At 50.5% G+C, this 26,973-nt stretch carries 25 protein-coding genes; 20 read left to right on the forward strand and 5 right to left on the reverse strand.

Annotated features, from left to right (window positions below; genetic code table 11):
- Positions 1 to 241 precede the first annotated feature (241 nt).
- On the reverse strand, positions 242 to 1,543 hold the full coding sequence (locus tag BN2684_RS19895; protein WP_058303841.1) for a sensor histidine kinase: 1,302 nt from the start codon (positions 1,541 to 1,543) through the stop codon (positions 242 to 244).
- Entirely contained in the window at positions 1,533 to 2,222 is a 690-nt protein-coding gene (locus tag BN2684_RS19900; RefSeq protein WP_058303842.1) for a response regulator transcription factor, read from the reverse strand. Before BN2684_RS19900 ends, BN2684_RS19895 begins: the two co-directional genes overlap by 11 nt.
- A 159-nt stretch (positions 2,223 to 2,381) precedes the next feature.
- Between BN2684_RS19900 and BN2684_RS24615 the strand changes: the two genes are divergently transcribed.
- From BN2684_RS24615 to BN2684_RS19955, 11 genes are all read left to right on the forward strand, one after another.
- Entirely contained in the window at positions 2,382 to 2,921 is a 540-nt protein-coding gene (locus BN2684_RS24615; protein ID WP_058303843.1) for a hypothetical protein, read from the forward strand.
- Between the two features lie 4 nt (positions 2,922 to 2,925).
- The gene (locus BN2684_RS19910) at positions 2,926 to 4,143 is read left to right on the forward strand and encodes an ABC transporter permease (protein ID WP_058303844.1); all 1,218 of its coding nucleotides are present in this window, start codon (positions 2,926 to 2,928) and stop codon (positions 4,141 to 4,143) included.
- A gap of 2 nt (positions 4,144 to 4,145) precedes the next feature.
- Positions 4,146 to 5,594, forward strand: coding sequence for an ABC transporter permease (locus tag BN2684_RS19915; protein WP_058303845.1), 1,449 nt, complete (start codon positions 4,146 to 4,148; stop codon positions 5,592 to 5,594).
- Between the two features lie 13 nt (positions 5,595 to 5,607).
- Positions 5,608 to 6,222: an ABC transporter ATP-binding protein gene (locus BN2684_RS19920; protein ID WP_082652091.1), complete on the forward strand. Its 615-nt coding sequence runs from the start codon at positions 5,608 to 5,610 to the stop codon at positions 6,220 to 6,222.
- A gap of 137 nt (positions 6,223 to 6,359) precedes the next feature.
- A complete protein-coding gene (locus tag BN2684_RS19925) occupies positions 6,360 to 7,325 on the forward strand; it encodes a helix-turn-helix transcriptional regulator (protein ID WP_058303846.1) in 966 nt (321 codons plus the stop codon).
- 223 nt (positions 7,326 to 7,548) lie between these two features.
- Positions 7,549 to 10,200 carry a MerR family transcriptional regulator gene (locus BN2684_RS19930; RefSeq protein ID WP_058303847.1) on the forward strand — a complete coding sequence of 884 codons (2,652 nt, stop codon included), beginning with the start codon at positions 7,549 to 7,551 and terminating at the stop codon, positions 10,198 to 10,200.
- Between the two features lie 866 nt (positions 10,201 to 11,066).
- Positions 11,067 to 11,636: an RNA polymerase sigma factor gene (locus tag BN2684_RS19935; protein WP_058303848.1), complete on the forward strand. Its 570-nt coding sequence runs from the start codon at positions 11,067 to 11,069 to the stop codon at positions 11,634 to 11,636.
- A gap of 88 nt (positions 11,637 to 11,724) precedes the next feature.
- Complete coding sequence (locus tag BN2684_RS19940; RefSeq protein ID WP_058303849.1) at positions 11,725 to 12,345, forward strand: anti-sigma factor family protein; 621 nt, start codon at positions 11,725 to 11,727, stop codon at positions 12,343 to 12,345.
- 100 nt (positions 12,346 to 12,445) lie between these two features.
- On the forward strand, positions 12,446 to 13,564 hold the full coding sequence (locus tag BN2684_RS19945; protein WP_058303850.1) for a hypothetical protein: 1,119 nt from the start codon (positions 12,446 to 12,448) through the stop codon (positions 13,562 to 13,564).
- Positions 13,565 to 13,713: 149 nt separating this feature from the next.
- Entirely contained in the window at positions 13,714 to 14,394 is a 681-nt protein-coding gene (locus tag BN2684_RS19950) for a DUF1405 domain-containing protein (protein ID WP_058303851.1), read from the forward strand.
- A 42-nt stretch (positions 14,395 to 14,436) separates the two neighbouring features.
- Positions 14,437 to 15,324, forward strand: a complete 888-nt coding sequence (locus tag BN2684_RS19955) for a sporulation protein YpjB (RefSeq protein ID WP_058303852.1) — start codon at positions 14,437 to 14,439, stop codon at positions 15,322 to 15,324.
- A 63-nt stretch (positions 15,325 to 15,387) separates the two neighbouring features.
- On the opposite strand, the gene BN2684_RS19960 is transcribed toward BN2684_RS19955, so the two are convergent.
- The gene (locus BN2684_RS19960) at positions 15,388 to 16,263 is read right to left on the reverse strand and encodes a YitT family protein (RefSeq protein WP_058303853.1); all 876 of its coding nucleotides are present in this window, start codon (positions 16,261 to 16,263) and stop codon (positions 15,388 to 15,390) included.
- 166 nt (positions 16,264 to 16,429) lie between these two features.
- Here BN2684_RS19960 and BN2684_RS19965 point away from each other — a divergent pair, with 166 nt between their 5' ends.
- From BN2684_RS19965 to BN2684_RS20000, 8 genes are read left to right on the forward strand one after another with little or no spacing between them, the layout of a single operon-like run.
- Complete coding sequence (locus BN2684_RS19965) at positions 16,430 to 16,768, forward strand: nucleotide pyrophosphohydrolase (protein ID WP_058303854.1); 339 nt, start codon at positions 16,430 to 16,432, stop codon at positions 16,766 to 16,768.
- A gap of 60 nt (positions 16,769 to 16,828) precedes the next feature.
- Entirely contained in the window at positions 16,829 to 17,353 is a 525-nt protein-coding gene (locus BN2684_RS19970; RefSeq protein ID WP_058303855.1) for a tetratricopeptide repeat protein, read from the forward strand.
- A 34-nt stretch (positions 17,354 to 17,387) separates the two neighbouring features.
- The gene (gene dapB, locus BN2684_RS19975; RefSeq protein ID WP_058303856.1) at positions 17,388 to 18,206 is read left to right on the forward strand and encodes a 4-hydroxy-tetrahydrodipicolinate reductase; all 819 of its coding nucleotides are present in this window, start codon (positions 17,388 to 17,390) and stop codon (positions 18,204 to 18,206) included.
- A 40-nt stretch (positions 18,207 to 18,246) separates the two neighbouring features.
- Positions 18,247 to 18,681: a methylglyoxal synthase gene (mgsA, locus tag BN2684_RS19980; RefSeq protein WP_058303857.1), complete on the forward strand. Its 435-nt coding sequence runs from the start codon at positions 18,247 to 18,249 to the stop codon at positions 18,679 to 18,681.
- Positions 18,678 to 19,379: a bacillithiol biosynthesis deacetylase BshB1 gene (bshB1, locus tag BN2684_RS19985; protein ID WP_058303858.1), complete on the forward strand. Its 702-nt coding sequence runs from the start codon at positions 18,678 to 18,680 to the stop codon at positions 19,377 to 19,379. Before mgsA ends, bshB1 begins: the two co-directional genes overlap by 4 nt.
- 21 nt (positions 19,380 to 19,400) lie before the next feature.
- The gene (gene bshA / locus BN2684_RS19990; RefSeq protein ID WP_058303859.1) at positions 19,401 to 20,579 is read left to right on the forward strand and encodes an N-acetyl-alpha-D-glucosaminyl L-malate synthase BshA; all 1,179 of its coding nucleotides are present in this window, start codon (positions 19,401 to 19,403) and stop codon (positions 20,577 to 20,579) included.
- A 14-nt stretch (positions 20,580 to 20,593) separates the two neighbouring features.
- The gene (locus BN2684_RS19995) at positions 20,594 to 21,919 is read left to right on the forward strand and encodes a CCA tRNA nucleotidyltransferase (RefSeq protein WP_159065825.1); all 1,326 of its coding nucleotides are present in this window, start codon (positions 20,594 to 20,596) and stop codon (positions 21,917 to 21,919) included.
- Positions 21,920 to 21,934: 15 nt separating this feature from the next.
- Positions 21,935 to 22,789, forward strand: coding sequence for a biotin--[acetyl-CoA-carboxylase] ligase (locus BN2684_RS20000; RefSeq protein ID WP_058303861.1), 855 nt, complete (start codon positions 21,935 to 21,937; stop codon positions 22,787 to 22,789).
- 91 nt (positions 22,790 to 22,880) lie between these two features.
- On the opposite strand, the gene BN2684_RS20005 is transcribed toward BN2684_RS20000, so the two are convergent.
- Positions 22,881 to 24,041: an MGDG synthase family glycosyltransferase gene (locus BN2684_RS20005; protein WP_058303862.1), complete on the reverse strand. Its 1,161-nt coding sequence runs from the start codon at positions 24,039 to 24,041 to the stop codon at positions 22,881 to 22,883.
- A gap of 413 nt (positions 24,042 to 24,454) precedes the next feature.
- Positions 24,455 to 25,351 carry a LysR family transcriptional regulator gene (locus BN2684_RS20010; protein ID WP_058303863.1) on the reverse strand — a complete coding sequence of 299 codons (897 nt, stop codon included), beginning with the start codon at positions 25,349 to 25,351 and terminating at the stop codon, positions 24,455 to 24,457.
- A 141-nt stretch (positions 25,352 to 25,492) separates the two neighbouring features.
- Here BN2684_RS20010 and pyk point away from each other — a divergent pair, with 141 nt between their 5' ends.
- The gene (gene pyk / locus BN2684_RS20015) at positions 25,493 to 26,923 is read left to right on the forward strand and encodes a pyruvate kinase (protein WP_058303864.1); all 1,431 of its coding nucleotides are present in this window, start codon (positions 25,493 to 25,495) and stop codon (positions 26,921 to 26,923) included.
- Positions 26,924 to 26,973: the final 50 nt, after the last annotated feature.

Consider the following 26,973-nt stretch of genomic DNA (forward strand, 5'->3'; position numbering starts at 1 on the left):
CACGCTCCAGAGCCTATCGCTCTCCTTATCTAGGGGGAGTGAGGGTTCTTTTTCATGCCTCCGAAAGGGCGGGGCGGATGTTCGGGTAGGGTTATCACGATATGTAGGGTAAATAATAAAAGCAAGATTTTTGATTTTTCAATGAGGGATAGAGCCATGGAGGCGTTTAAATCTATTGTGCTTGATGATGCTACGACGATCTGACTAGCTTCCGTTACCAGACAGAAGAGGGAATAGCTTATTAATGGGATGATATCTCAAATGGTATATTTATTTCAAAGGTACAACCGCCTCCTGGCGTATCTTTCAAATGAATACTACCTTGGTGAAGTTTTATAATTTCCAGTGCAATACTCAATCCCATACCATAATGGTCTTTATTTGTTCTTGATGAATCGCCACAATAAAAGCGCTCAAATACCTTTTCTTTTTCGGTATCGGCAATACCGCAGCCATGGTCAATGACATAGAACATCATCTGTTTGGTCTGTACTTTTGCACCTATTTGAATAGATAAACCAGGCTTTGAATAGGTTAGGGCATTATCCAACAGAATACTGAAAACTTGAGTAAGCCGCTCCTTATCGCAGCTAAGTTTTGGATAATCTTCATCAATAGTTAGATCCAGACGGACATTTTGCTTTCGTGCGCTTTCTATAAACATTTCCCACGTTTCAATTAAAAGTGTGTCTATATCGGCGTCTCGTACATTCATTTTCCAGTTACCCGCATCACTTGAAGCTAACGCAAGCATAGATTTAAGGAGATTGTTCATTCGCGCGCACTCTTCAAGAATCACCCTTTTTTTCTGCTCAGAAGCTGCATCAAAGTGATTCATATCAAGGGTTTCTGTATTGACCTGTATGACGGCCAAAGGTGCTTTTAGCTCATGGGACGCAGATGCAATAAACTCTTTTTGGCTTATCATGGCATTTTCCGCTGGTTGTACTGCTTTTTTAATCAAAATATGGCTTATCAGATACATGAATGCAAATACTCCCAACCACAACAGGGGATACCAGCCGCAATAGCTCCGGATTATAGCCCAAAATGGGGATTGAGGATAAATGATAATAAAATCGTATTTAGTACCCGAATAGGAAAGAAAAGGACTGTGCACTCCATAATACGTTTCATTTTTTGATCCAGCTATTAAATGAAGGGTACGGTAGCTTTCTTGATTCGCATACTTTTCCGTTGTGGCTTGCATGGAAACAACAGATTTCCCCGACCTTATCTGATTTAGCAAGCTATCTAATGAAGCAGAAAAAAAATCGGGACCCGACTGTTCGGCGAGACCGTCTGATAGATAGATCCAGGTATGAAACTTAGTAGCATAGAAGGACAAATCTAGATTAGCAATTTTTTCTCCATGTTGCACCTGCTCGATAATACGATCCGTCATGTTGTTTACATACTCAACCTCAGAACCCTGTATGCTTGCCACTGTGTTACTCATCATAATAAACATGGCGACGGTAAATATAAGCATAGTTAGGGTCAAAAACAGGGTCATTAGCTTTTTGCGAAGTTTATTGATCATGGTGTTCTCCTAACTGATACCCCGTGCCATAAATTGTTTTTATGCTGGCTTTACAGCCTATTTGACGCAGTCGCTTTCTCAAAAAGTGAATATAGTTATCAATATTACCCTCCTCCACATCTGAGCCTCCTCCCCAAACTTTCCATAATAAATGGCTACGGTTATGGGTTTTGTCCGGCTGCTCCATAAAAACCGTCATCATATCCGCTTCTTTTTGCGTAAGCATGACGGATTGATCTGCATAGGTTAAACGTCTATGTTCGGTATCCAACACTAACCCATAGGCCATTAATAGCTTTTTATCCACCATTTCTGCGGGGCGACGAGTCAAGGCTCTAATTCTTGCCAGCAGTTCTTTGACCTGGAACGGCTTAACTAAATAATCATCTGCACCACCGTCAAGACCGTCAATTTTGTCATCAAGCTCACCCAATCCCGTCATGATCAGCACAGGTGTATAAATATGTTTTTGCCGCATCGCCTTCAGAATCGTGAGTCCATCGATAATGGTCAACATTCTGTCCAATAAAATGATGTCATAGCTGCAGCACGAATGTAAGGCATAGTGCAGCGCCATTTCACCATCATAACAACAATCGGTTATATACCCCTCTTTTTGCAGTTGCTCTGCAACGGTGGCTGACAGGCTTTTATCGTCTTCAATGAAAAGGATTCGCATGGCTGGCCCCTCTTCTAAAGTACTCCCTCTATTCTACCCTACCACATCATTCTCTAAAAAAACCTTTAAGAATAGGCACCATTCCTTTTTACATTTACAGGACTTTTAAAAAGAAGAAGCCCTATCATAAGAATGAAAAAACAGGGAGGTGCTTTTATCATGAAGCGTAAAATGATTTTATTCTTATCGGTAATGCTTACCGTATCGGCTTGTACAGGCTGCAGGTATCAGACGCCAACTAAGGACATATCGCAGAATGACCCGGTGAAAACAAGCAATGAGGAAACAAATGGAAATGGACAAAACGTAGGAAGTACTCTGAATAAAAACAACTCCGGCAATAAAACAGATAGAGAACCTGAGAATGGGGATGAACTGCTTGCGAATAGTACACGAATAGGCACGGTTATCGAGTTTTCGGATCATGGCTCTACGATCGCTCCTACTGTTTATGAAGGCGACATCGCTTATGAAGCTGCACCGGGTTATGAAGATAAGCAGAATCAAGTTACAGTTGCTTATGACGAGGACTGTACTTTTCTAATTGCGTATGTGAATGTTCAGACCAAAGCAGTAACCTATGATGCCGCAAGCGAGAGCGATATTAAAAAACAAACCCATCTGGTCATACGCGGCGAGTATGACAGCAACAAGGTTCTCCATGCAAGCGACATTTTCATTTACAGAAATAAGAGGTGAGGACATGACCTTTTATGAACGTGCTTTCCGTTATATCCAGCGCAAAAAAAGCAAAAGTGCTCTTCTTTTATCATGCTTTTTGATCATCAGCATTATGATTTTATGTGCAACGATTGTTTTGCAAACGGCTCAGGCAACAAACCACTCGATTCATGAAAAAATGGGGACAAAGCTTGTTTTGGAAAATCAACAGGGAAAAAATCGCATGACAATCGAAATGGTCTCCCAACTATTGAATTTAACTTCTGTTACTAAAATTAACCGTGTAGCAAGCCATATCGCTTATCCTGCCAACTTTTCGCCCATTATGTTGAAGGAGGGTACGGAAAAGCTTAATTTGGCTGTAACGCTTCATGCATATGACAATACAGAAATTGACGGGCCTTTTGCACAGGAGAAGTACAGATTGCTGGCTGGAGTACCTATTACCGAAAAACAGGATGGTATTTTAATTAACTCTATTCTAGCAGAAGCTAATCAACTCGCTATTGGCGACCAACTTACTTTTGAGACGGAAACCGGAGGCACGGTGTCCGGGAAGGTGATCGGCCTGTTTTTTTCCGGAATGGAACGTAAACAAGAGAATAGCATCCCTTCTGCAAATCGCATAGAAAATCAGATTTTTGTTCATCACAAGCTGTTTCAAACGCTATATGGCGAAGGCGGTTATTCCTCTCTGATCGTTTATACGGACTATCCGGAAAAGCTGGTTGATCTTTATCAGCAGGTCAAATTGGTAATGGACAACTCTACCAGCATGACAACATCAGACACTCTCTACCGGCAAATGCAAGCCCCTCTAAAGCAGATCATTCGGATGACGACACTCATGCTTGCGTTGATTGTAATAACCGCAATGATTGTTATTTCCCTGCTTCTTTGGATGTGGACACGAACGAGATCAAAAGAAATTGCGGTTTTGATCAGCCTAGGTGTATCCAAAATAAATGTATTGCTGCAATCCCTGACCGAAAGCCTTGCTCTATTTGCCCTATCGGTACTGGGCGCAGCAGGATGTAGTGAATTTCTTGCTCGAAGGCTTTTGCAAGGCTTATTTTCGACTGGGGATTTTTCAAGTATGACGAATATCCACTTAGAGGGGCAGCATCTGCTTACCCTGCTTTTATTGGGCAGCATCATTATACTAGTTGCCGTGGGTCTTTCCATTTATCCTACATTACGGGCAAATCCCGGAGATACACTTTCAAAAATGGAGGGATAAACATGAATAGTCTGCAAAGAGCATGGCGTTGTGTTGTTCGCAAGCCAATGAGGAGCTTGCTGCTGCTTTTGGTTATTGTGACGGTTAGTCAGTTTATCCTTTCTGGAATGGCGACGAAACATGCCAGTGTGCAAACACAAGATATTACACGGCAAGCTATAGGAGCAGGCTTGCGATTGGATGCAAATGAAACAAACCGGACGAAAAGGTTAACTGATTTTTCTAGTAGGATTGGCGAGAATATGGAGGGTTCTTATGGCGGTGTACATCAAAAAAAGCTTGAAGGTGCATACGGGACACAATGGCAGGTTTGGACAGATAATTCCTTTGAGTCCTTGCAGGTGGTGGATATTCATAAAATAGCGGGTGTAGCGGGAATAGAGGATTTCAATATTTCGACTTCTATTACCCCTGTGCGTCCTGTCAATTTTGACCGAATTGAAAATCCGGATCTTGATCAATATAACGATTTAGGGGGTGTTTCCCTTATCGGCAACCGTAAAATGGAACTGGATTTTTATGTGCTATCCGGAAACGTGTCCATCAAGGACGGACGTATGATTCGTGAAGATGATAAGAATGTATGCGTCATATCTGAACAGTTAGCAGAGAAAAACTCCCTTAAGGTGGGGGATGCCTTACAATTCAACGACTATCACAACCCGGAAACCTCAAGTATCCATGAAGCAACCCTTATTGGCATTTATCAAACGAAACAAACCATCTCTCCGCTTATGGCAGGCGATACCTTTCGCTCTGAAAATATGATTTTCACTGACTTGCATTTTCCTGAAAAGGCAGAGGGAAACGAAAACGATCCTAGCTTTGAACACGCCTATTTTAAAGTTGGGAATGTAGATGAATACGAAAATGTGAAAGCAACGGTTGAGAGCCTGGATATGGATTGGGAACGCTATGACCTTATTGACCGAAATGGCAACATGTCTACTCTGTCTGCTAATTTTAATGAGTTAGAGAAAATCAGTACCTTGCTTATTGTTATAACGCTCGTTGCCGGCTTTATCATTTTATTTCTGATTTTTGTCTTTTGGGTAAAAAACAGAAATCATGAAATCGGTATTTTCCTTTCACTTGGCTACAGAAAGATCAGTATTTTGGGGCAGATTTTTATGGAGGCTTTAATCATCACGCTCCTTTCCGTTGTAATCACTTTTACTGTAGCCCCACTAGTGTCAAAAGCGGCGGCACATTATTTAGTAGCTGAGCAAGTGGAGCAAGCGGCCCTCCAACAGGATGTGAATGCAGACAAGATTTCGGGTAGTTCTCAATCATCAGATCAGAATGTCATTGGTGTAAACGTAGGCATCACGAATGCCATGTTCCTATCTTGCACTTCAAGCCTGATTGTTCTTTTGGGAGCGTCTATCGGAATTGCAGGAATCAGCATATTGAAAAAAAATCCACGGGATATTTTAGGCGAACGGAGTTAAGGAGGAGAGTGCTATGATTTTAGAAGCGAGAAGGGTGTCGTATTCCTACAAATCACAAAAAGGCAAATTGATTTTAGATAACGTAAGCTATTGTTTTGAGTGTGGGAAAATGTATGCCCTGCTTGGGGCTAGCGGATCGGGTAAAACCACATTCCTTTCGTTGCTGGCGGGGCTTGATTCGCCTGTAAAAGGTGAAATATGCTACAACGGGAAGCCCGTTATCCCGAAAGAGCTGGCGGAATACCGTAGACATCACATTTCTTTGGTATTCCAAAGCTATAATTTAATTGATTATCTGACCCCTATCGAAAATGTAAAACTGGGTGGTTCAAGAAATCCTGAAGCTCTGCTTAACCGTATCGGCATTGGTAAAGAATTGTGGAAACGTAATGTTTTACAGCTTTCCGGTGGACAGCAGCAGCGTGTGGCTATTGCTCGCGCATTAGCCAGCGACGCAAAAATCGTGTTAGCGGATGAACCTACAGGAAATCTGGATGAAGCGACTGCTTGGGACGTAATCGACCTCTTGAAGCGCATTGCACATGAAGAAAATAAATGTGTGATTGTTGTGACCCATAGCAAAGAGCTAGCAGGCGAGGCAGACTCTATTATTCGTATAGGAGGCTAAGCTCGTGGAGGGGACCGTATGGAGTTGGTTGAGACGCTCTGAACCAGATCCTCTCTTTTGAGCAAGTAGAATCAAGTCGTGCGATTTCCATCCCTCTATAATAACGATAGGGTGGTTGAAATGAGGTGAACAGGCGAATGTACGAGTGGCACAAGCAAATCCAAATCATCGTTGATGAAATTGACGAGTGCATTAAAAATCGTAACTGTGAAGCAGTTACGCTGCGTTTTCTTTCTCGCAAGTTAGGATATTCCGAATTTCATACGACGAGAAAATTTAAGGAAATATCGGGTATGCCCTTTCGGGATTATCTGCGGCATCGAAAATTGGCCTTTGCCCTAAAAGAGGTTCGGGACAGCGAAAAAAGCATGTTGGATATTGCTTTTGACTATGGTTTTTCATCACATGAAGCCTTTACGCGCGCTTTCAAGGTAACCTACGGTATTGCTCCAAGCGAGTACCGCAAAAGCCCTAGGCCTGTCGCCCTCCGTACCAAAATTAACCCTTTCGACCGCTACTTTTTTGGGTTTGGAGAGATGGGTATGATGAAATCTACTGAAGATGTGAAAACGTATTTTGTAACCATTCCCGCGCACAAATTTTTACACATCAAAAACTACGAGAGTAGTGGGTATTGGGATTTTTGGCAAAAGCAAAGCCTTATCCCAGGGCAGGACTGCGAAACCATATGCGGCATTCTCGATAGCATCAAGGGCAAATTGGATGACGTTGGCGGGAGTGAAGTGAACAGCGGTAGCGGCCAGATTATGGCGTACATCCACGACCCAGAAGGCAGACTCTGCGATTGGGGGATTCCGCGTACAGAGTGTTATGGTGTACGACTTCCATTTGACTATAAAGGCGAAGTACCCTCACAAATGCTTTTGATTGATGTTCCTGAAGCCGAGTATCTTGTTTTTGAACATGGGCCATTCGATTATGAACAGGAAAATCGCAGTGTCGAGGAAAAGATGGAAAAGGCAATGGCAACCTTTGATTTTACAGACACCGGTTACGGCTTTGATACTACCCCCGGTAGAATGATTTATATGTACCATGATCCGGAGCGGTTTTTTAAGTATATTCGGCCCGTATGGAAGTGACCTCAAGCCAGTTTGTCCTTTAACCATCAGGAAGCGCGGAAGTTTGATGTAAAGACTCTCTCCAGAGCCTATCACTCTCCTTATCTAGGGTGAGTGTGGGCTCTTTTCATGCCTTCGGAAGGTTCGCGATGGAAAACCTTGTCTTTCCCTCTTCACTTTGACGTTGGGTCAAGTGATATAATCTTGAGTAAAAGGAAGGATCATTCCAGTAAAGGAGTCGGTCATGAGCCTCGTTAAAATTACCGAAGTAACGGAGCAATTCGACATTACCTCACGGACTCTTCGCTATTATGAACAGATGGGCATTTTGGCGAGTGTTCGCTTGCCTCTGGAGAAATATCGTTTCTACGACGAAGCGAACCTTAAGCGCTTACAGCAGATCATGGTTCTGCGCAAAATGCAAATTCCGATCAAGGACATCATCAAGATCTACGAAAACCAGGATATGACGGTGCTTGTTCAAATTTTTGTCCAGCGTATCGACGCCATTGATAACGAGATCGAGGCTTTGTCCGAGTTGAAATCCCTTGTGAATGAATTTTTGCAAGCTATGATGGACAATGGAATCTCTCATATCTCTGCCTTGCCGCTGCTCTATGAACGTCTGGAAGATCAGATTCTGGCACAGAGCAAAGAGAAGAAAGGGGCCATGTCTCGCTTAAAGGAAGTATCAGACAAGCTGGCCAAGCCCCTTGAGCTTACCTTACTGGAACTGCCGCCTATGCGTATGCTTTCCTCGAAGAGGAAGGACAGTGGCCAATCGGATGCAGATGGGTTCTGGAACACCCTGGCAAGCCGACAAATTCCTTTTGGAATTCCGGGAAGCCGCGACTTCTTTGAATTCCAGACCGATGAAGACATCATTCTTATGCAAAAGGTTACCGACACTTTTCAAAACGATACCGACTTTTCTGACATTCACATGGAGGGAGGCTTGTTTGCGGTAGGCGCGGCTTACGTAGATGAGGACATGGGCGACCTCCATCAGCGGATGATCCATAGCTTCGATGACAATCTCTATTACGAGGTGGACTATCGCCATGATGGCCGACTCCGTCAGGAAACCTTGGTAGAAGCGGTGATTTCCCAAGACAGCCAAAGGGAACGGGTGCAGCTGTATTTGCCCATAAAAAGACGAATGCTGCAGGCCGAGCACTTTGAGCCATTTCGGCAAATCACCGGACCTTCAGCAGAGGAGATCGTGGCAGCCAACCCTGCTTTACACGAGTATTCCGTTGACTTTCATAAGATAACCCCTATCTATGATCCGCACTATAGGGTGCTTGAGAATGGGGAAGCGGAGTTTATCGCCTGGATCACTCCTCGCATGCTGTCCACCAACATCGCGGTGAAAATCCCTTTTCGAGTGGAGATTGAATTCCTGGCGGAAAGCCAGAGCGAAGCCTATCAATATGGAGCGGATGAAGGAAGCCTGTGGTTTTCTCATGGCAGCCATACCTACACCATGAATGCCCAGAACAATGCAGATCCCCATTTCTCCAAGCACGCGATCAAATTCAATCAGCCGATGATCGGGAACACTTATCTTTATCCCCAGATCGGCAACTTCCAGCACGATCAGTACAACAAGCTAACCTGGATCATTGGGGAAAAGCACTTTGCGGTGATTCTGAACGGCGATGTACGGTTTTGCTCAGACAACATGCCCTACATGGCGCTGGATCTCCATTGGCAAAAACCGCAAACCCTCTTCCTGGGCTCAAATGGGCAGGGAAAAAAGCGGTTCCGTTCCATCACCATTTCCCAATTAAAGACAAGTCCGAAAATCAAATTAAAAAAAGGAGAATTGGTCATGACAGCAACCAAACCAAGCAACAACAGGCTTCCTCATCTTCACCAGCTAATCACCTTGCATTACGGAGAAAACTACTGGTTTAACGGCTGTGCCCGCTTTCTGATGGAATGTCTTGGCGAATCCGATTACGATTACTGGTTTTTTGCTGGCCTTATCGGGGAGAATTTCACGCAGGTGTACTCTCGTAATCATTTCCGAGGGGATGGGCCGTTAGACTATCGTTTAAGCGAAAAAGGCAATTACGAGGTGGTTGAGGAGATCTTTGCACAATGTGGCTATGCCAGCAGCTTTGTCCCGCTCAAGCAGATTTTAAACAACAGGGAGATGTATGTGCAGACGCTGATGGCTTATATCGACAAAGGAATTCCCGTCATCTTCAATGACCACGGCAACAATCCCAATGACCGATACAGCTGGGGAGTGCTTGTGGGGTATGAAGACTATGGCAAGACCCTGCTCTACCTGTTCGGGGATGTGGCCGAGCCGGATCGTATATCCGTGGATGATTTGCTGCCAGCTGATTATTTGGCGGATGGTGACCATTGCAATGGCTGGCTCTTTATTGGCGAGAAGAAAAAGGATGTCTCGCTTGCGGAACTGTATCGGAAGCGGATCGAAACCTTGCCGGAGCTTCTGACCTTTGAAAACCAAAACTATCTCTTTGGAGCGAAGGCTTATCGGGCCTGGGCGGATGATATCGAGAACGGCAAATTTGACTCCATAAAGCCGGAGGTCTTTGACGATTGGGCAATGTATAAGGTGTACGTCTGCAACCTCGCGACGAATAGCGGCGGGAGTCAAGGATTCTTGACGAAGGCGCAGGAGCTGAATCCGGATTTGTCTTTCTTGGAAGAGGTGCGTGAGCAATACCGGCAAACCGGTCATCTGTGGAATGATCAACACGGGGAAGACTTGGAGGCATTAGGCGGAGGCTTCAATATCACCTTGGATACTCTTCAAGATCGGGTGAAGCGCGATCGAATTGTTGCGAAGATCCGGGAGTTTGCCGTCTGCATGGATCAGGTGCAGGCGATATTGAACGAGAATTTAGCTAAGTAAAAAGATAAAAGGATGCTCATTAATGCAAAAATTCATCTAGAGCGTGTCTTCGAACGCATTTGAAGACACGCTCTAATCGAAAAAGGAACTCACCAAATGGAGGTGAAAGGAATTCATCTAAAGTGCCAAACGCCAATCGACCTATATGGAAGACAGGTTTACTTATGAAGAAATCCTCCGAATATGGGTTACCCCAAGATTGGAACAACGATGGAGTATATGGACCCGAGCGATATATTTAAGCTCATATATGGTGTGATGATACGATAAATAAGTATCGCTAATCATGATTTCAAATAGCGGTAAAATGGATGGGGCAATGGCATAGTGAGAAGAAGAATCACAGATTAGAAATCGCTTTCAAAAAAAGATTGACAGAATGAAAACGGATACATATAATAAAAGTACAGTATGGTTTCTCTCCACTCCTATCCGAATTTGCACTCTGTGCACGCCGCCATTGTTGGCGGCTTTTTTTTTATTTCCTGGAGCAATCAAAAAATATTTTTTGCCTAACCTGCAACCTTTAGCGCCGAATCTTCGTCTGGATGAAGGAAACACTTTACAGCTGACGCTTGGTAACGGGAGTTCCCTCTCGATTTCCAGTTAGAAGGATGCTTTACATAGCATTATAGCGATTTTTTCCGACAAAGATCTGGAAATGGCAATTGCTAGATTGCAGGGAATACGTTATCCTAGTAGAAAGCTATGTTTTGATCGACAGATTTCTATCTCCCTTTACATAGAGTCGAGACGTTGGAATTTTTCTTTCTTTTACCGAAACTTTATATCCCGGGCAGAGTCTAATGGTAAGAATAACCTGCCTGCGGGAATTTTTATAGAGCAAGGCAGGAGGCTAACAGGCCATGACCGATTCCCAGTTGATCAGAGAAATCAAGGACGGCAACGCAGAGCTGTATGCGGAATTGATGCAGCGATATGAACGCAAGATTTACGCGTTTATCTTCCATATGCTCAAGAGCGCCAAGATGGAAGCCGCTGTCGATGATCTGTCACAGGAAACGTTTTACAAGGCATACCGGAGCCTTCAGACTTTTCGCGAGGTCGAGGCTTCTTTCTCGACTTGGCTTTACACGATTGCGCGCAATACCGTGCTGAGCGAGCTTCGTAAGCAAAAGCACATCAAGGTGTCTTTGGAGCAAAGCGGACTTACCCCGCTGGCACAGGCGGAGCTCATGCCGGAACATACGGTTCTGCGGAACGAAAAGGTTTCCCTCGTACGGGAAGCGATCAACAATCTTCCGGAGAAGCAGCGTTCCGCCCTGATCCTCCGGGAATACGATCAACTGGACTATCAGGAGATCGCAAGCATTCTCGGTCAAACCGTCAGCGCCGTCAAATCCTTGCTCTTCCGCGCCCGCGCAAGTGTCAAGATCCAGCTCGAGCCCTATTATTTCGATACGATTTTTGACTGATTCATTGTCTGGCTGATCATCGCATTTCCATCTAGCGGTGTACGCTCTTCTTGCGGGCAGTGGATCGGCAGCAAAGGGTGAGCCGCGGATGAATTGCTCGCAAGCAGAAGAGATGCTTGGCGTATATTTTGATTTGCCGGAAGGTGATTCCCGGCGTGCAGAGGTAGAAGAGCACATACGGGAATGTCCCGCCTGTGCGGAAGAATTTCACCTGTGGGAAGAAAGCAGCAGCCTGATCCAAAGTGGGGCATTGCTCGATGAAATGGAGCCGTTGCCTGAATCCGTGAGCTCTCAGGTGATGGCAAGGATCTATCAAGACGAATCCTGGCGCATTCCCGCGAGCGAGAGAACCTATTCCATGCCCTACAAGACACGGCGCAATTTGTTTGCGGTCATCGCGTTGTGCCTCGCTTTGTTTAGCGTAAGCTTCTATTATTCGCTCAGCCATCCGCCGCGAGCGGAGCAAGCCGCCCCCGCAGAGCATAGCGCTCTCTTCGGCTTTCATCAAACGGCCAGCTACTCTCCGGATGATAGGACGGATGTGGATACCTTGTCCAAGTCGGCCGTAGCCAGTTCGAATTCGTTTTTTATCGAACCGGCAAAGCTGGGACCGATTCGCGAAGCCCCGAATTATTGGTTGGCGGTCTCCCTGATGGGCCTCATGTCGACTCTGTTGACCATGAATTGGTTTGCCCGAACAAAAGCATAGCATGCGGAGGAGACGGCGAAAGCCGTCTCTTTTATGTCTAATATTCCATTCGATAGGCGATACTGTTACGAGATAATCGGTGAACAGGGAGGTCTTGAGAATGAACCTAGCGGATATGCTTACGTATGCGGATATTCATGATCTCGGTCGGATTGCGAAAACCTATGAACTGCCCTGCAATCCCCATTCGAAAAATGAATTGATCCAGTCGATCTTGACGGCGATCAGCCGAACCGATCGGCTCGGGGAAGAATTCGGCCGTATGGATTGGAACGAGCTGAGGTTTCTCAATTCCTTGCTGTTCGATGAACGGGATTCCTTTAGTCTAGAGGAACTGACCGGGCGCGTAATGCTCGGCATCCATGATCCCGAAGTCAAGAAGCAGGCGAACGCGCGCGAGACGATTGCCCGTTTTAAGCATCGCGGCTGGCTCTTCGCCGGCCATCATCGCAATAACAAATACTTGTTTTTACTTCCCGAGGATTTGAAAAGACGCTTCCGTGAAGCGCTTAGCCGCCGCTTTCAAGCCGAGCTGGAGCAGAGCCAACAGACGCCTCCGGCCTACCGGGAGGAAGGCGAGCAATTCACAGCCGACTTTTATCAGTTTCTTCACTACCTTTCTCAAAACGAGCTTCTGCTCAATGCGGAAGGCTTTCTTTATAAACGGAGTCTTCAACAACTAACGGACCGATTTTCCATTGAGGAAGAGGCCTTGCCGAAAACGGCTTGGAGATTTGGATATGGCCGTAAGTTCAGAGAATATCCAGCCCGGTTTTCCTTGATGTACGACTACGGCTATTATAACGGGCTCATCGAGGAGCAAGGAAATGTACTGAGGCTTACGGATCCGGGAAGATTCCGCGTGCTGGAAAACCGCAGAGAGGAGCTTACCCAGGTGTACCGATTTTGGCTTCGGCTTTACAAGGGGCCGATTCCAAACCTTTCCTCCTTGGTCCAGTGGATCGCCCTCTTGTCCAAACCGTGGACATCCGTATCCTCGCTCAGCCGAGTGCTCGCTCCACTGATCAAGCCGTTCTACTATGATACTCCGGAAGCGATCCTGACTGATCGTGTCATACCGATGATGATCCATTTGGGCCTCGTGCGCTTCGGGGAGTTCCCTGATCGCGGTTCCTTCCTTCAAGTAACGCGGATGGGAGCGAAAATGGTACAGGGCATAACCGTGTCGGAGGAAGACCGGATCATCCTTCCAGAATGACGAAGCGATGAGGAAAAGAAGGAATGGAGGTCGTCGAAGGCGAAAGAATAGGGAGATTGCGGCTTTCGCTTTCTCAGGCATGTTATCCAACCGTCCAAAATCCGGTTTGAAAACACGCGCTAGCAGACCGAAGGGGGAACATTCAATTTATGCGCAGGCTTTGGAGTTGGGTCCGGATTGTCCTCATCTCGAGGACCATGCTGTGGACCTTATTTGTGATCAATCTGCTGGGCACGATTTACGGGTATTATTGGTATGGAGCACAGCTGGTCGATGTTTCGGAGACGAAGCCGTTATGGATGCTGATCCTTGTCCCGGATAGTCCTACCGGGAGTTTCTTCTTTACCCTTGCCCTCATCGGTTTGTTGATCGATTCTTATCGGCGCGGAGACGGAACGGTCGGAAATCGCTTAGCACCGACATCGAACGGCATGAAGCGGTTGACCGTGCGGAGTGCGATCGAAGCGCTGGCTTGTGCGGCTTCGTTCAAATACGGCATCTGGGCGGTAGCCATTATCGTCGTTTCCGATCTGGCGGGGAGTCCGAACTCCTGGGTGGATGTCATGCTGTCGGTTTCCCATCTTGGAATGGCGTTTGAGGCCGTTCTGTTTGCGAGATATTTCCGTCTGGACGAGCGTTCGCTCGCTATCGGCGCAATCTGGCTTTACGCCAGCGATCTTGTCGATTATACCTTCGGCGTGTATCCGAACTTGTCGGACGTGCTGCTGGACAGTGTTCCCGCTGTAGCCGCTTGGACGACTCTGCTGAGCTCTCTCACAATCTACCTCTTCTGGAGGCTTGGCAAGAAGAAGCCGGACTTGCTGTCATAAAGCGGGACATCCCTCCATAGCATGATAGGGGAGGGGTGAAGGATGAGCTCGAGATTCGGATTGCCCAGAATGCTGTGCAGGGCTTGCGTTATGATTTTAGCGGTGGGGTTGTTGCTCTCAGTATCCGCCTGCGCGAAGGATGCCAAGGCGCCGAGAGGGGCTACTGCGGTAACGACGGAGGAGCAGACCGAGGTCGCTGCATTAGATCGCTTGGCAGAAGAGGCGGAGAAGCTGACGAAGGAGGGCAAGATTGCCGAAGCCCGCATCCGCTTGAATACACTCGGTGAAAAAATGATCGCAACCCGCTTTCATGGAATAACGGGACTTGAAGGGGTACGGTCTTTGTCGGATGCGATCCTTTCCGCTCAACGATCGTATAATCAAGCTCGGTTTTCCGAGACGCGCGCACTTGAAGCGCTCGCACAAATTCGCCTGATTACGGATGCCATGCTTCATTCCGATAATCCCTTATGGCATCGCTCCTATAAGCTGATGAAAGACGGCGTGTCCCGAATGGAAGCGGCAGTGGCGGAAGGCGATTCGGCCGGTTTAAAAGGGGCTTACCAAGACTTGAAGCAGCATTATCAGCAAATCCGTCCCGCGGTTACGGTGAAAACTCCTCCGGAACGAATGGAGAAGCTGGACTCCGTCATCGCCTACTTCGACCGGCAGCTGACGGCAGGTCAACTGTCAGGCGAGGGGGGGCTGGCTGCTCTAAAGCAGCTGGACGGGAGTATAGACGAGCTATTTGATCGTAAGGAAGACCGAACGGCTTATTTGCCGCTATCCCGAGCGGAACGACCGCTTCTCTGGACCTTCGGCATCGGGACGCTCCTGACCGCCGTACTGAGCTTTGTCGGGTGGAGGATGTATCATTCGGACAAGAGGCTCGTACGGGTGAATCGCGACCAGCTTCGTAAGCGAAGCTGAACCGATGCGATAACCACGAGAGAAAGAGAAAGCCGCTCCCGACGGGGGCGGCTTTGCTTGCTATTATCCCTTTTCTTCCCGAAAGCCTTCGCCGAAAACGTCGTGGACATTCCCGATGATGATGAAGGCCGCCGGGTCCTTCGCGTGCACGAGCGCCTTTAATCGGCTCACCTCATGACGGGCGACCACGCAGTAGATAACGTTCTTATCTTGCTTGGAATAAGCGCCGCGGGCTGGGAAAATCGTGACTCCCCGCTCCATTTCGACCGTGATGCGCTCGGCCAGCTCCTCACCATGATCGGAGATAATCGTGAGAGCGCGAGCCGTATAGGCGCCTTCGGTGATAAAGTCGATGGTCTTCGAGCCGACGAACGCGGCAACGAGGGTGTAGAGGATCTTCTCCTTCGGAAGGAAGAACAAGGCGCTGCCGATGATGAGTACGTCGAGGATCAGCATGATCTGCCCCATGCTCCATCCCCGCCACTTGTTGAAGAGCCGGGCGATGATGTCGACTCCGCCTGTCGTACCTCCCATGCGGAAGACGATACCGAGGCCGCTTCCGATGGAGAGACCGGCATAAAGCGTAACGAGGAAATAATCCTCACGCGAAGCGAACGGGATGATCCAGCCTTCCCGGGTCATCACTTCGAAAACCCGCAGGAAGAACGATAAGGATAAAATTCCGAACAGCGTGTAAGCCATCGATTTGCCGCCAAACACGCGGAGGCCGAGTAGAAATAAAGGAATATTCAGCACGAGCGTAGTGATAGAGGGAGAGATCTGCGCCACATAATGGAGAATAAGTGAGATCCCCGTGATGCCCCCTTCCATCAGCTCGTTTGGAATGACGAAATAGTTGATGCCGAATGCGTAGATGGCGGTTCCGAGCATAATGCCGCCGATCCGTTGAAGCAACAAGGTCCAGGTGATTCGTTTCATGCTTTCGCTCCTGTCGAAAAAAGGTAAAATGCGCGTCGGGCTTATTATACCTTTTTTTGCCTGAGGTGAACCAGTGGGTCCTGATGATTGAATTCGGAAGGGCTTTGAGTTAACATGGATGAAGAATCCAAGGCTCTGGAATGGTCCTTATAGGAGGAAGCATCTGATGCAGGAGAAGACGCTCGCCAAACTGCAAAGCGAGGTAGACGACTACATATCCCAGTTCAAGGAGGGCTACTTCAGCCCGCTCGCTCTTGTCGCTCGTATGGCAGAGGAAGTCGGCGAGCTGGCGCGTGAGGTGAATCATACCTACGGAGAGAAGCCGAAGAAGCCAGGCGAACCGGATAATTCGATCGAGCTGGAGCTGGGAGACATTCTGTTCATCACGATTTGTTTTGCCAATTCGCTTGGCATCGATCTGACGGAAGCCCACGATAAGATCATGCACAAATTCAACACTCGTGATGCCGACCGGTGGACACGTGTGAACACCGATTCTCTGTAATCCTCATATGCTGTACCATCTATCAGGTTCTCGTGTATAGAACCGAAGGAGGATGGACCGGTGAGCGGGGACGCTTGGATCAAGGAAGCCTATGAAGCGATATGGATGGGCGATTTCGAGCGTGCTGCAGCCTGTTTTGAACTGGCAATCGCAGAGCAACCGAACTGCGCCTCCTATTATTACAAGCTGTCGGTTACCTGTGCCCGGAGCGGATACCTGGAACGGGCGCTCACTGCCGTACGCCGTGCATCTGAGCTCTCCCCCGAGGAAGACAGTTATCGGCAGCATTTGAATCATGTTCTCGCACTCTGCTATAGGGAACAAGCCAAGAAACGGCTGGAGGATCTAGAAGCCGGGAAGCGGGACGAGAACCGCTTCGAAGCTCTGCAATTGCTCCGAGAAGCGGTTCGCTTAGATCCTTTATCCGCTCAAGCTTACATGGTGATGGCCGCCGTTCTGGAGGAATCCGGTAATAAGCCGGAAGCTCTGCAAGCCGTCCAGGAGGCGCTGCATCTTGACCCGAATTTGAAGGAGGCAGTGGTGCTATCCGCCCGTTTGACTGCGGGCAGACCGCTGTTCCATTAACAACAAGAAGACGAATCGATTGGAGATGACCACGATGACTTTGAACACCGATGATAAGATTCGGATTGCGGTTGCCGGAGCTGGCGGAAAAATGGGGCGGGAAGTTGTCAAATTGGCGCTCACCGATCCCGGATTTGCCCTTGCGGCTGCCATTGATCGATCCCGGCAGGGCATTGATGCCGGTATACTGGCGGGAACCGAGGAATGCGGAGTCTCCGTCACCACGGATTTGGAGCTGGCCCTCGTGGAATCACGTCCCGATGTTCTTGTCGATTTCACCATTCCCGAAGTCGTGATGGGAAATGCCCGCGCCGCCATCCGGCACGGTGTTCGTCCGGTTATCGGAACGACAGGACTGTCCCAGGACGATCTGGCTGAGTTGGACAAGCTATCGCGCGATAAGGGAATCGGGACAATCGTTGGCCCCAACTTCTCGATCGGAGCGATCCTGATGATGAAGTTTGCCGCCGAAGCCGCCAAATATATGCCGTATGTGGAGATTGTCGAATACCACGGCGGGCAGAAGCTAGACGCTCCATCGGGAACGTCGATCAAGACGGCGGAGCTGATCGCGCAAAATCGCGAGGAATTCCGTCAAGGACATCCCTCCGAGAAGGAAGTGATTGAAGGCTCGCGAGGGGGACTGTATGACGGCTTTCGAATCCACAGCGTGCGTCTTCCGGGGATATTTGCCCAGCAGGAGGTTCTCTTCGGCGGAGATGGACAGACCTTGAAGATTCGCCATGATTCCTATGACCGGGCCGGCTACATGCCGGGGGTTGCCGTTGCCGTCAAACGGGTAATGGATGAAACCGGACTGGTTTACGGGATCGAGCATTACTTGACTACATAAATTCCCCTAGAGGGTTTAAGGTAAAAGGAAGTGGAAGATCATGAGTTTGGATATCGCATTTATTGCACATGACCGAATGAAGGATGAAATGGTAAACTTTGTGACGGCTTATGAGCATGTGTTCGCCAAGCAGCATCGTCTTTATGCCACCGGGACAACCGGGCAGCGCATCATGGACAAGACGAGTCTTACCATCACGAGATTCATGTCGGGGCCGCTGGGAGGAGACCAACAGATCGGGGCTCTCGTGGCGGAAAACGTGATGGATCTGGTCATCTTTCTCCGCGATCCGCTGACCGCTCAGCCCCACGAGCCGGACATTACCGCATTGCTCCGCTTGTGTGATGTGCAAGGAATTCCGCTCGCTACGAACGTTGCTACGGCGGAACTGCTCGTTCGCGCTCTGGAACGAGGAGAATTCGGCTGGCGGGAAATAGTTCACAAGTACAAGCCCGATTCTGGAGCTGACAAATGACCGACCGCATGGACATTCTTGTCTTCGGCGCCCACGCGGACGATGCCGAGATCGGAATGGGCGGAACGATCGCCAAGCATGTGCAAGCGGGCTTCAAGGTCGCAGTCTGCGATCTGACCTGCTCCGAGCTATCCTCGAACGGAACGGTCGAGCGCAGGAAGAAGGAGGCAGAAGAAGCCTCCCGCATCTTGGGTCTCGCGGAGCGCAGTAACCTGGGCTTACCGGATCGAGGGATATTCGTTTGCCAAGAGCATATTGAGGCTGTGGCGATGGAGATTCGCAGACTCAGGCCGCGAATTGTCTTCGCGCCTTATTCGTTGGACCGCCATCCCGATCATGTGCTGTGCGGTCAGATCGTAACGGAAGCGGTGTTCAACGCCAAGCTGAGGCGTCTCCGCCCGGATATCGATTCGGTCGCCGTAGAAGCGGTTTATTACTATTACATTAACGATGTGGCCGAGCCCGATCTGATGATCGACATCAGCGACTGCTACGAAACGAAGCAGCGTTCCCTGCTCGCCTATGAGAGTCAGTTTGAGAGCCCGGTTGGCCGGGAGGATGTGGTTTGGACCCCGTTGAATCAAGGCTATCTCGAGCGGGTAGAAGCTCGCGACCGGGTGCTCGGCATGAAGCGACAAGTCGCTTATGCCGAAGGCTTCGCAACCAAGGTCCCTTATTTGACCTCTCTGCTTCTCTAGCATGGAAAGGAGGAATTGCGTTTGGAAAAGCGCCTGAAAATCGGCATCACCTGCTATCCGACCCTTGGAGGCTCCGGAGTCGTTGCGACAGAGCTTGGCAAGATGCTGGCGGAACGGGGACATGAAATTCATTTTATTACCCACAGCATTCCATTTCGCCTCGGACGCTTTCACCGGAATATCTACTTCCATGAGGTGGAAGTCAGCGACTACTATGTCTTTAAATACCCGCCTTATGACCTGGCGCTGGCCAATAAGCTGGCGCAGGTTGCCCAGATGGAGAAGCTGGACCTTCTGCATGTTCACTACGCCATTCCTCATGCCGTTTGCGCTCTGCTCGCCAAGCAGATGGTCGGCGACAGCTTAAAGGTCGTCACCACGCTGCATGGAACGGATATCACCGTTTTGGGAGAAGATCCGTCCATACGCGGATTGATTCAATATGCGATCAACCAGAGCGATGCGGTTACGGCTGTTTCGGACGACTTAATCCAGGAGACCCGCAAGCTGCTGGATATCACAAGGCCGCTGGAGTTGGTCTATAATTTTGTTGACAAGCGAGTCTTTTATCCGCGGGATATGAAAAAGCTGCGGGAGGAATTCGCAGACCCGAACGAGAAAATCTTGCTGCATATGTCCAACTTCCGGCCGGTTAAGCGGGTGATGGATGTGGTGGATATCTTTGCAAAGGTGAACGCCCAAGTTCCATCCCGCCTGCTGATGGTCGGAGACGGACCGGATATTGCAGGGGTCATGAACCGGGTCGAAAAGCTGGGACTGAAGGACCGTGTAATCTTTTGCGGCAAGCAGGATGCCGTTGCGGACATCATCTCGCTATCGGATCTTATGCTGCTGCCTTCGGAGAAGGAAAGCTTCGGGCTGGTCGCTCTTGAGGCGATGGCTTGCGGCGTGCCTACCGTGGGCAGCATGGCGGGCGGAATCCCGGAGCTGGTCGAGAACGGGGTATCCGGATTTCTATCGCCGATCGGCGATACCGCCTCTATGGCGGCCAACGCCATTCGGCTTTTGCAGGATGCAGAGCTTTACGAGCGCGTCTCTCAGGCTTGTCTGCACCGGGCGCGTCACACGTTCTGCAACGATCGGATATCGATGGAATATGAAGATATCTATTACCAAGTCCTGAGCGACACGTCACCCTACCCAAAAGGATTGCCAACAGGCGCGGGCTGTACTGAATGACGACGGAGAAGAGAATGATGGAAGAAGCGGGCCGCGTATTAGCCCGCTTGGAAGAAGCGGGCTACACCGCTTTTTTTGTCGGCGGATTTGTGCGAGATAACGTCAGTGGCAGAGAGATTCACGACATTGATCTCGCTTCATCGGCTTCTCCTGAGAAGGCGCTGGAGCTGTTTCCCAATGCCATTCCCACCGGGCTGAAGCACGGAACGATTACAGTCAAGCAGGGAGGATTCCTTTTCGAGCTGACGACGTTTCGGAAGGAGAGCGAATACGAAGATTTCCGTCGCCCCTCCGGCGTCGAGTTCGTCTCCGAAATCGAAGAGGACTTGCGGCGGCGAGACTTCACGATCAACGCGATGGCGATGGACCGTCACGGCAAGCTGTTCGATCCGTTTGACGGAGCAGGCGATCTGCAGAGAGGCATTCTTCGGGCGGTCGGCGAACCCGACCAGCGCTTTCGCGAGGATGCGCTCCGCATGATGCGCTGCATCCGGTTTGCAGCTAACTACAGGCTGCAAGTGGAGAAGGAAACCTGGCTTGCCTTGCTCGCAAACGCGCGGCTTCTTAAGCATATCGCCATGGAGCGGGTGCGGTCGGAGCTGGAACGCATGATGGAAGGCCCGTTTCCTGAAGACGGACTGAAGCTGCTCGCAGACAGCCGATTGCTGCGCCATACGAAGGAGCGGCTTGCTTTTGAACTCGCGGATTGGACGTCCAATCAGCTTCCTGAAGCCGTCCTTCGCTTGAGCCGCACCACCCCCGAGATCCGTTGGCTGGTGCTGGCTAAAGCGATGAACCTGGGGCAGCTGGATGCCGAGCCGCTGTGGCGGGTCCTCACGTTTCCTGCCAAAGAAGGCAAACGGGTTGCGGCATTTCTCGGTTTTGACCAATTTCTGCATCGTGAGCTCGCAGAAACGGTAGATAGCCAGGGACGGGATCATGCCGACCCGGATTGGCTTACGATCCTTGCAGAAGCTGTACCTGTTCCGTTCAAGAGAGCGGTGCTCCTGTTCGGTGAATCGGCTGCGAAGGAATGGATTCTGACCGCCGACTTTTTAACGCAGACTGGATCGTCTTGGTGGCCGGAGGAAGCTCTTCAGACCGCAGTGGAGAAACTCATCCGGGAAGGCGAAGAGTTCCTTCGCCAAATGCCTGTCAAACGGATGGACGAGCTCGCCTTGGGCGGATCGGAGCTTCAAGCCGCTCTAAACCGTTCTCCCGGCCCATGGATGGGAAAGCTTATGCGCAAGCTGGTTGAAGAGGTAGCCTGCAGCCGGCTGCCTAATGGTAGAGAAGAGCTCTTAAACTGGGCTATGGAACGGCAGGGCGAGTTTACCTGAAACGGAGGGATCCACGTGAACGAAGCTCCTGACCTCAGACCGGAAGACGAGCGGCTGGATGAAGCTCGATTAAAGACCGCTTTTGCCGGAAGGGCTCTCGGCAGATCGCTTCGAGTGTACGAGACGGTTGGCTCCACACAGAATGAAGCGCGCTCCTGGGCGGTTGCCGGCGCTCCCCACGGAGCTTTGGTGATGGCGGAGGAGCAGAGAAGCGGCCGAGGACGCATGGGGAGGGTATGGCATTCCCCGAGCGGCAAGGGACTGTGGATGAGCCTGGTGATCCGCACGGGGTTGACGCTGGAGCAAGCTCCGCATCTCACTCTGGTGACGGCCGTCGCCGTATGTAGAGCGATCCGACAGGCCACAGGAGCGGATGCCCGCTTGAAATGGCCGAATGATATCCTCATCGGGGGACGAAAGATTGCAGGCATCCTGGTTGAACTGCAGGCAACGGAAGCCCGAATGCAGTCGCTCGTCGTCGGAATCGGTATCAGCGTCAATTTGGATCAAGCGGATTTTCCTGACGAGCTGCAGGAGAAGGCGACTTCCTTGCGGCTTGTGACGGGAAATAAGGTGGACCGAACCGGACTTGCCATTCATGTGGTTCATAGCCTGGAGGAGATGACCGGATTTTATCTGAAGGAAGGGTTTCCTCCGGTCGGAAGCCTATGGGAAGCACTTAGCGACACACTTGGCAATCAAGTGCGGGTTGAGACTCCGCTCGGGCCGGTCGTGGGAAAGGCCGCCCGTTTGGATGATAACGGCGCTCTTGTCGTTCGCTTGGATAATGGCGAAGAACGCAAGCTGTACAGCGGAGATCTCATGACGAATCCGGATGGACTACCGGGAACGCAAACAAGCCGGGCCTAAAAAGGCCCGGCTTTATTCATTCCGCAGCTGCTTCCTCATACGAGTTGCAGCAGGCACGCGGCTAATGGAATCGAAGTATCTTCCTCTTGTGTCAGGTACGGAATAATCCCGAAGCAGAAGTTTCTTGCGGGCCAGTCGGCCATTGGCCGGAATGGAGATGCTCTGCGATGTCCTGAGCGATGGCCTCTGCCGAACGGGGGTGACGCAGCCTAGAGATGCTATCGCACATGTGCCGCCGCAGTTCCCCATCACGCAATAACCGGAGGATGAATAAGGACAGGTCTTCGCCGCTATAGGCGATCATGGCGGCTCCTTTGGAAGCGAGATAGTCGGCATTTGCCATCTCTTGCCCGGGAACGGGACGATAAAAGATGCAGGGGAGATTCGCCGTAAGCGCTTCCGAAATCGTCACTCCTCCCGGCTTGGTGACCAAGCCGAAGGAGATGGCCATCAGCATCGGAATATCCTCCACATACCCGAAGACGTGAACGTTGTGTGCCCAATGGTAGGCTTGCTTAAGCTTCTCCGTGAGAGACCGGTTGTTGCCGCAGATGAACACGATTTGGAGGTCGTGAAGGGATAGAAGAACCGGGTCGAGCCGCTCAAGGCCTTTAAGGACGCCATAAGAGCCAGCCATGATCAGCAAGGTCTTCTTGCGGGAGCTGAGACCGAAGCGGTTGTAGATGCGATCGCAGCCGACAGGTCTGCGGAAATTCGCCATCGTCGGAATCCCGCACACCTTCAGCTTCTCGGGAGCAATGCCTCTGTCTCTCAGCTCCTTTGCGAGTTCATGAGTCGCTACGTAATAGGCCGAATTCCTTTTGTGAAGCCATCGGGAGTGAGCGGTGAAATCCGTTAGCACCGTGCTGATCGGAACGGGATATCGACCATTGTGCGTATTGGGAAGGCTCGGCATAGGGAAGGTATTGAGGAGGAGATCGGGTTTTTCTTGATCGATCAGGGTGAGAAGAACCTTTCGCCCGAAACTGTTAACCCATTGAAGGACGAGGTTTCCCGCATGCAAGCGGTTAGTCGATCCGTACAGCCATCCGTACAAATGAGGAAAAACCGAGTAGCTCTTCCTGTAAAAGCGCCGGCAAAAAGCATCGAGGAAAGGATGGGACAGGGCCATCAAATCGATCATAACGGCTTCGATCTCGCGCTCGCTTAAAGCCTCCTTCAGTGCGCGGGAGACTTGCAGATGACCGTCTCCATAGCTTGCATAGAGGATGAGCACCTTAGGATTGGCCATGAGCTTCACCTGCCTCCGGTTGGGTATTTGCACGGGCTGACCGGAATTAGTTTTCGAATTTCAGAAGATTCTTATCCGAGGTTAAGCTTATCTTAAGGTTTGTCCTGTATTCTTTAGATACTCTCTTTTTCACGATATACGTTTCATCCTTACCCCGAACTCCGTTCGGGGCTTTTTTTATAGCAGCCGTTTACCATGAGGGGGTCTCGTGGTCGGGAGGAGAAGAGGAGGGCAAATGTGGCAGCGTCTTCTATGCTTTATGCGGTTCCACTTTTCGTTATGCCGCTCCTTTTCTACTGGATCAGATAACAACTTGAGCTTAATCGCTGTTAACCAAATGATAGGGCTCTCTCCGATGATCTTTGGACCGATATTGGAAATTAGAATGGATCGCCGACAACCTTAACGTCCTTTCAATATTGATTGTTGACTTCGCTTCGGATCATACCGACGAAGGCCTCCGCCACTGGGGAGAGCGGCTCCTGTTTGCGCGTACATACGGCGATCGGATTCATCAGGGTCATGCCGCTGACGAACACCCGTGACACCTCACCCCGCTCCACATAATCCTTTACGGCCAGAGACGAAATAAAGTTCGCCCCGTAGCCCGCAATCACGGCGCGCACCGCCTCGCTGACCCCGTTGAACTGAAGGCCTACCTTCGGTGGGTTCACATTCAAGGCGCGGCACAGAGAGAACAGCCGCTCCCGGGTGGAGCTGCCCTCCTCGCGGAGAATGAAGGGCACTTTCATCATTTCGGACAAGGTAATTTCTTTGCCTGCATAGGGGTGGCGGTTGGGCACAATGAACCACAGCTCATCCTCCAGCAGCTGCTCCCACTCAATGCCCGGCTGCTCTTCCCAACCTCCGCCGTAAACCGCCACCTCCGCATCATAGTTAAGAAGCTGCTCCACAGCCTCACGGGAATTGACGGTGGTCAGCACCACTTCCACCTCGGGATGCTCCTGCTTGTAACGGGCCAGCCACTCGGGAAGCAGCAGGTTGGCGGGAAGATAGGTGGCCACAATGCGCAGCACGCCGCTGAAGCCCGCCTTGTACTCCCGGATGCCCGACTCGATCTCCCGCTCCAACGCAAACAACCGCTTGGCATATCCCGCCACGATAACTCCGCCGTCGGTCAAGAGAACGCCCCGTCCCTTGGGCGCCAGCAGTTGAAACCCCAGCTCCTTCTCCAGGTTGCGGACTTGAGCCGTAACAGCCGGCTGGCTGATCAGAAGCTCCTCGGCAGCGCGGGTCACCCCGCCTTTTTCAGCAACCGCATAAAACAACCTCAGCGCATGCAGATTCATTATCCAGCCCAACTTCCTCATCAAAATTTATGAAAAACGAAAAAATATATATTTTTCTTATGATACACTTTCCGATATTCTAGGATCAAGAGAAAAAATTCACAAGCAAAAAATAGGGAAAACGGACAAGGAGTGGAGAACATGCGCAAAACTAAAATCGTATGCACCATCGGCCCTTCCAGCGAAAGCCCGGAAATGCTCCGCAAGCTGATCCGAGCAGGGATGAACGTAGCCCGGCTCAATTTTGCCCACGGGGAGCCGGAGGAGCATGCAGCCCGCATCCGCAATATCCGCGAAGCCGCCGCCGCCGAGAATCAGTATGTAGCCGTGCTCATCGACACCAAGGGCCCTGAAATCCGCATCGGCAAAATGGAAGAGTCCTTCGTGGAGCTTGTAGAGGGTGAAACCGTCACCCTAACCACGGAGGAGGTGCTTGGCACCAAGGACCGCATTCACGTCACCTACAAGCAGCTTCCCCAGGACGTATTGCCCGGCAGCATCATTCTGATCGACGACGGTCTCGTTCGCCTGGAGGTGGAGCATGCCGAAGGGACCGAGATTGTTTGCCGAATCCGCAACGGCGGCCGCCTGAAGCCCCGCAAGGGCGTCAACGTTCCCGGCGTGAAAACCAGCCTGCCCGGCGTAACCGAGAAGGACATCCGCCACATTCGCTTCGGCGTAGAGCAGAAGATCGATATCATCGCCCAATCCTTTGTCCGCAAGGCGGAGGACATTCTGGAGATCAAGCATATTCTCAATGAGCTGGGCGCAGGACATATACAGGTGGTAGCCAAAATCGAAAATGACGAAGGCGTAGAAAATCTGGACGCCATCATCTCCGTATCCTCCGGCATTATGGTGGCCCGCGGCGACTTGGGCGTAGACTTGCCGGTGGAGGATGTGCCGCTGGTGCAGAAGGACATGATCCGCCGTTGCAACCTGGCAGGCAAACCGGTCATCACCGCCACCCACATGCTGGAGTCCATGCAGCAGAATCCCCGTCCTACACGCGCCGAGGCCGGAGATGTAGCCAACGCCGTATTTGACGGTACCGATGCGGTCATGCTGTCCGGCGAATCTGCCGCAGGCAAGTATCCGCTGGAGTCGGTGGAAACGATGGCCCGCATCGCCGTGAAGGCCGAATCCGCTCTGGACAGTTACAGCTGGCTGACTCTGCAGGCCGCCCGCAAAACGACGGACGTGACCGGAGCCATCGGCCAGGCCGTGGCCCAAGCGGCGCTGGAGCTGGACGCCAAGGCCATTCTGGCCCTGACCGAAAGCGGCTTTACCGCCCGAATGATTGCCAAGCATAAGCCGCAGGCTCCGATTATCGCCGTTTCCTCCAAGCCGTCCGTGCTTCATGCTCTGACGATGAGCTGGGGCGTCATTCCGCTGTTGCGCAGCTCAGACGTCGCCGACAGCGATGCAGCGGTGCTGTCCGCCGTGGAGCTGGCCAAAGCCGGCGGCTACGTCCAGGACGGCGATCTGGTTGTCATCACTGCAGGCGTGCCTGCTGGAGCCTCTGGCACCACGAACCTGCTCCGCATCCATCGGGTAGGAGATTCGCTGTAACTTCCATCGTTTGCCGAAAGCGCCGTCTCAGATTCGGAACAGGTCCTTGC

This window comes from Gorillibacterium timonense, assembly GCF_001457415.1.
Classification (GTDB): Bacteria; Bacillota; Bacilli; order Paenibacillales; family NBRC-103111; genus Gorillibacterium; species Gorillibacterium timonense.

Bases quoted from the DNA above. Each gene is read 5' to 3' on its own strand.
- BN2684_RS19995 (WP_159065825.1), top strand. From the start codon at position 20,594: ATGATGGAAGAAGCGGGCCGCGTATTAGCCCGCTTGGAAGAAGCGGGC.
- mgsA (WP_058303857.1), top strand. From the start codon at position 18,247: ATGAGTTTGGATATCGCATTTATTGCACATGACCGAATGAAGGATGAA.
- BN2684_RS19960 (WP_058303853.1), bottom strand. From the start codon at position 16,263: ATGAAACGAATCACCTGGACCTTGTTGCTTCAACGGATCGGCGGCATT.
- BN2684_RS19940 (WP_058303849.1), top strand. From the start codon at position 11,725: ATGAATTGCTCGCAAGCAGAAGAGATGCTTGGCGTATATTTTGATTTG.
- BN2684_RS19900 (WP_058303842.1), bottom strand. From the start codon at position 2,222: ATGCGAATCCTTTTCATTGAAGACGATAAAAGCCTGTCAGCCACCGTT.
- BN2684_RS24615 (WP_058303843.1), top strand. From the start codon at position 2,382: ATGAAGCGTAAAATGATTTTATTCTTATCGGTAATGCTTACCGTATCG.
- pyk (WP_058303864.1), top strand. From the start codon at position 25,493: ATGCGCAAAACTAAAATCGTATGCACCATCGGCCCTTCCAGCGAAAGC.
- BN2684_RS19920 (WP_082652091.1), top strand. From the start codon at position 5,608: ATGATTTTAGAAGCGAGAAGGGTGTCGTATTCCTACAAATCACAAAAA.
- BN2684_RS19925 (WP_058303846.1), top strand. From the start codon at position 6,360: ATGTACGAGTGGCACAAGCAAATCCAAATCATCGTTGATGAAATTGAC.
- BN2684_RS19955 (WP_058303852.1), top strand. From the start codon at position 14,437: ATGAGCTCGAGATTCGGATTGCCCAGAATGCTGTGCAGGGCTTGCGTT.
- BN2684_RS19910 (WP_058303844.1), top strand. From the start codon at position 2,926: ATGACCTTTTATGAACGTGCTTTCCGTTATATCCAGCGCAAAAAAAGC.
- BN2684_RS19895 (WP_058303841.1), bottom strand. From the start codon at position 1,543: ATGATCAATAAACTTCGCAAAAAGCTAATGACCCTGTTTTTGACCCTA.
- BN2684_RS19915 (WP_058303845.1), top strand. From the start codon at position 4,146: ATGAATAGTCTGCAAAGAGCATGGCGTTGTGTTGTTCGCAAGCCAATG.
- BN2684_RS19950 (WP_058303851.1), top strand. From the start codon at position 13,714: ATGCGCAGGCTTTGGAGTTGGGTCCGGATTGTCCTCATCTCGAGGACC.
- dapB (WP_058303856.1), top strand. From the start codon at position 17,388: ATGACTTTGAACACCGATGATAAGATTCGGATTGCGGTTGCCGGAGCT.
- BN2684_RS19945 (WP_058303850.1), top strand. From the start codon at position 12,446: ATGAACCTAGCGGATATGCTTACGTATGCGGATATTCATGATCTCGGT.
- BN2684_RS19935 (WP_058303848.1), top strand. From the start codon at position 11,067: ATGACCGATTCCCAGTTGATCAGAGAAATCAAGGACGGCAACGCAGAG.
- BN2684_RS20010 (WP_058303863.1), bottom strand. From the start codon at position 25,351: ATGAATCTGCATGCGCTGAGGTTGTTTTATGCGGTTGCTGAAAAAGGC.
- BN2684_RS19965 (WP_058303854.1), top strand. From the start codon at position 16,430: ATGCAGGAGAAGACGCTCGCCAAACTGCAAAGCGAGGTAGACGACTAC.
- BN2684_RS20005 (WP_058303862.1), bottom strand. From the start codon at position 24,041: ATGGCCAATCCTAAGGTGCTCATCCTCTATGCAAGCTATGGAGACGGT.
- bshB1 (WP_058303858.1), top strand. From the start codon at position 18,678: ATGACCGACCGCATGGACATTCTTGTCTTCGGCGCCCACGCGGACGAT.
- BN2684_RS19930 (WP_058303847.1), top strand. From the start codon at position 7,549: ATGAGCCTCGTTAAAATTACCGAAGTAACGGAGCAATTCGACATTACC.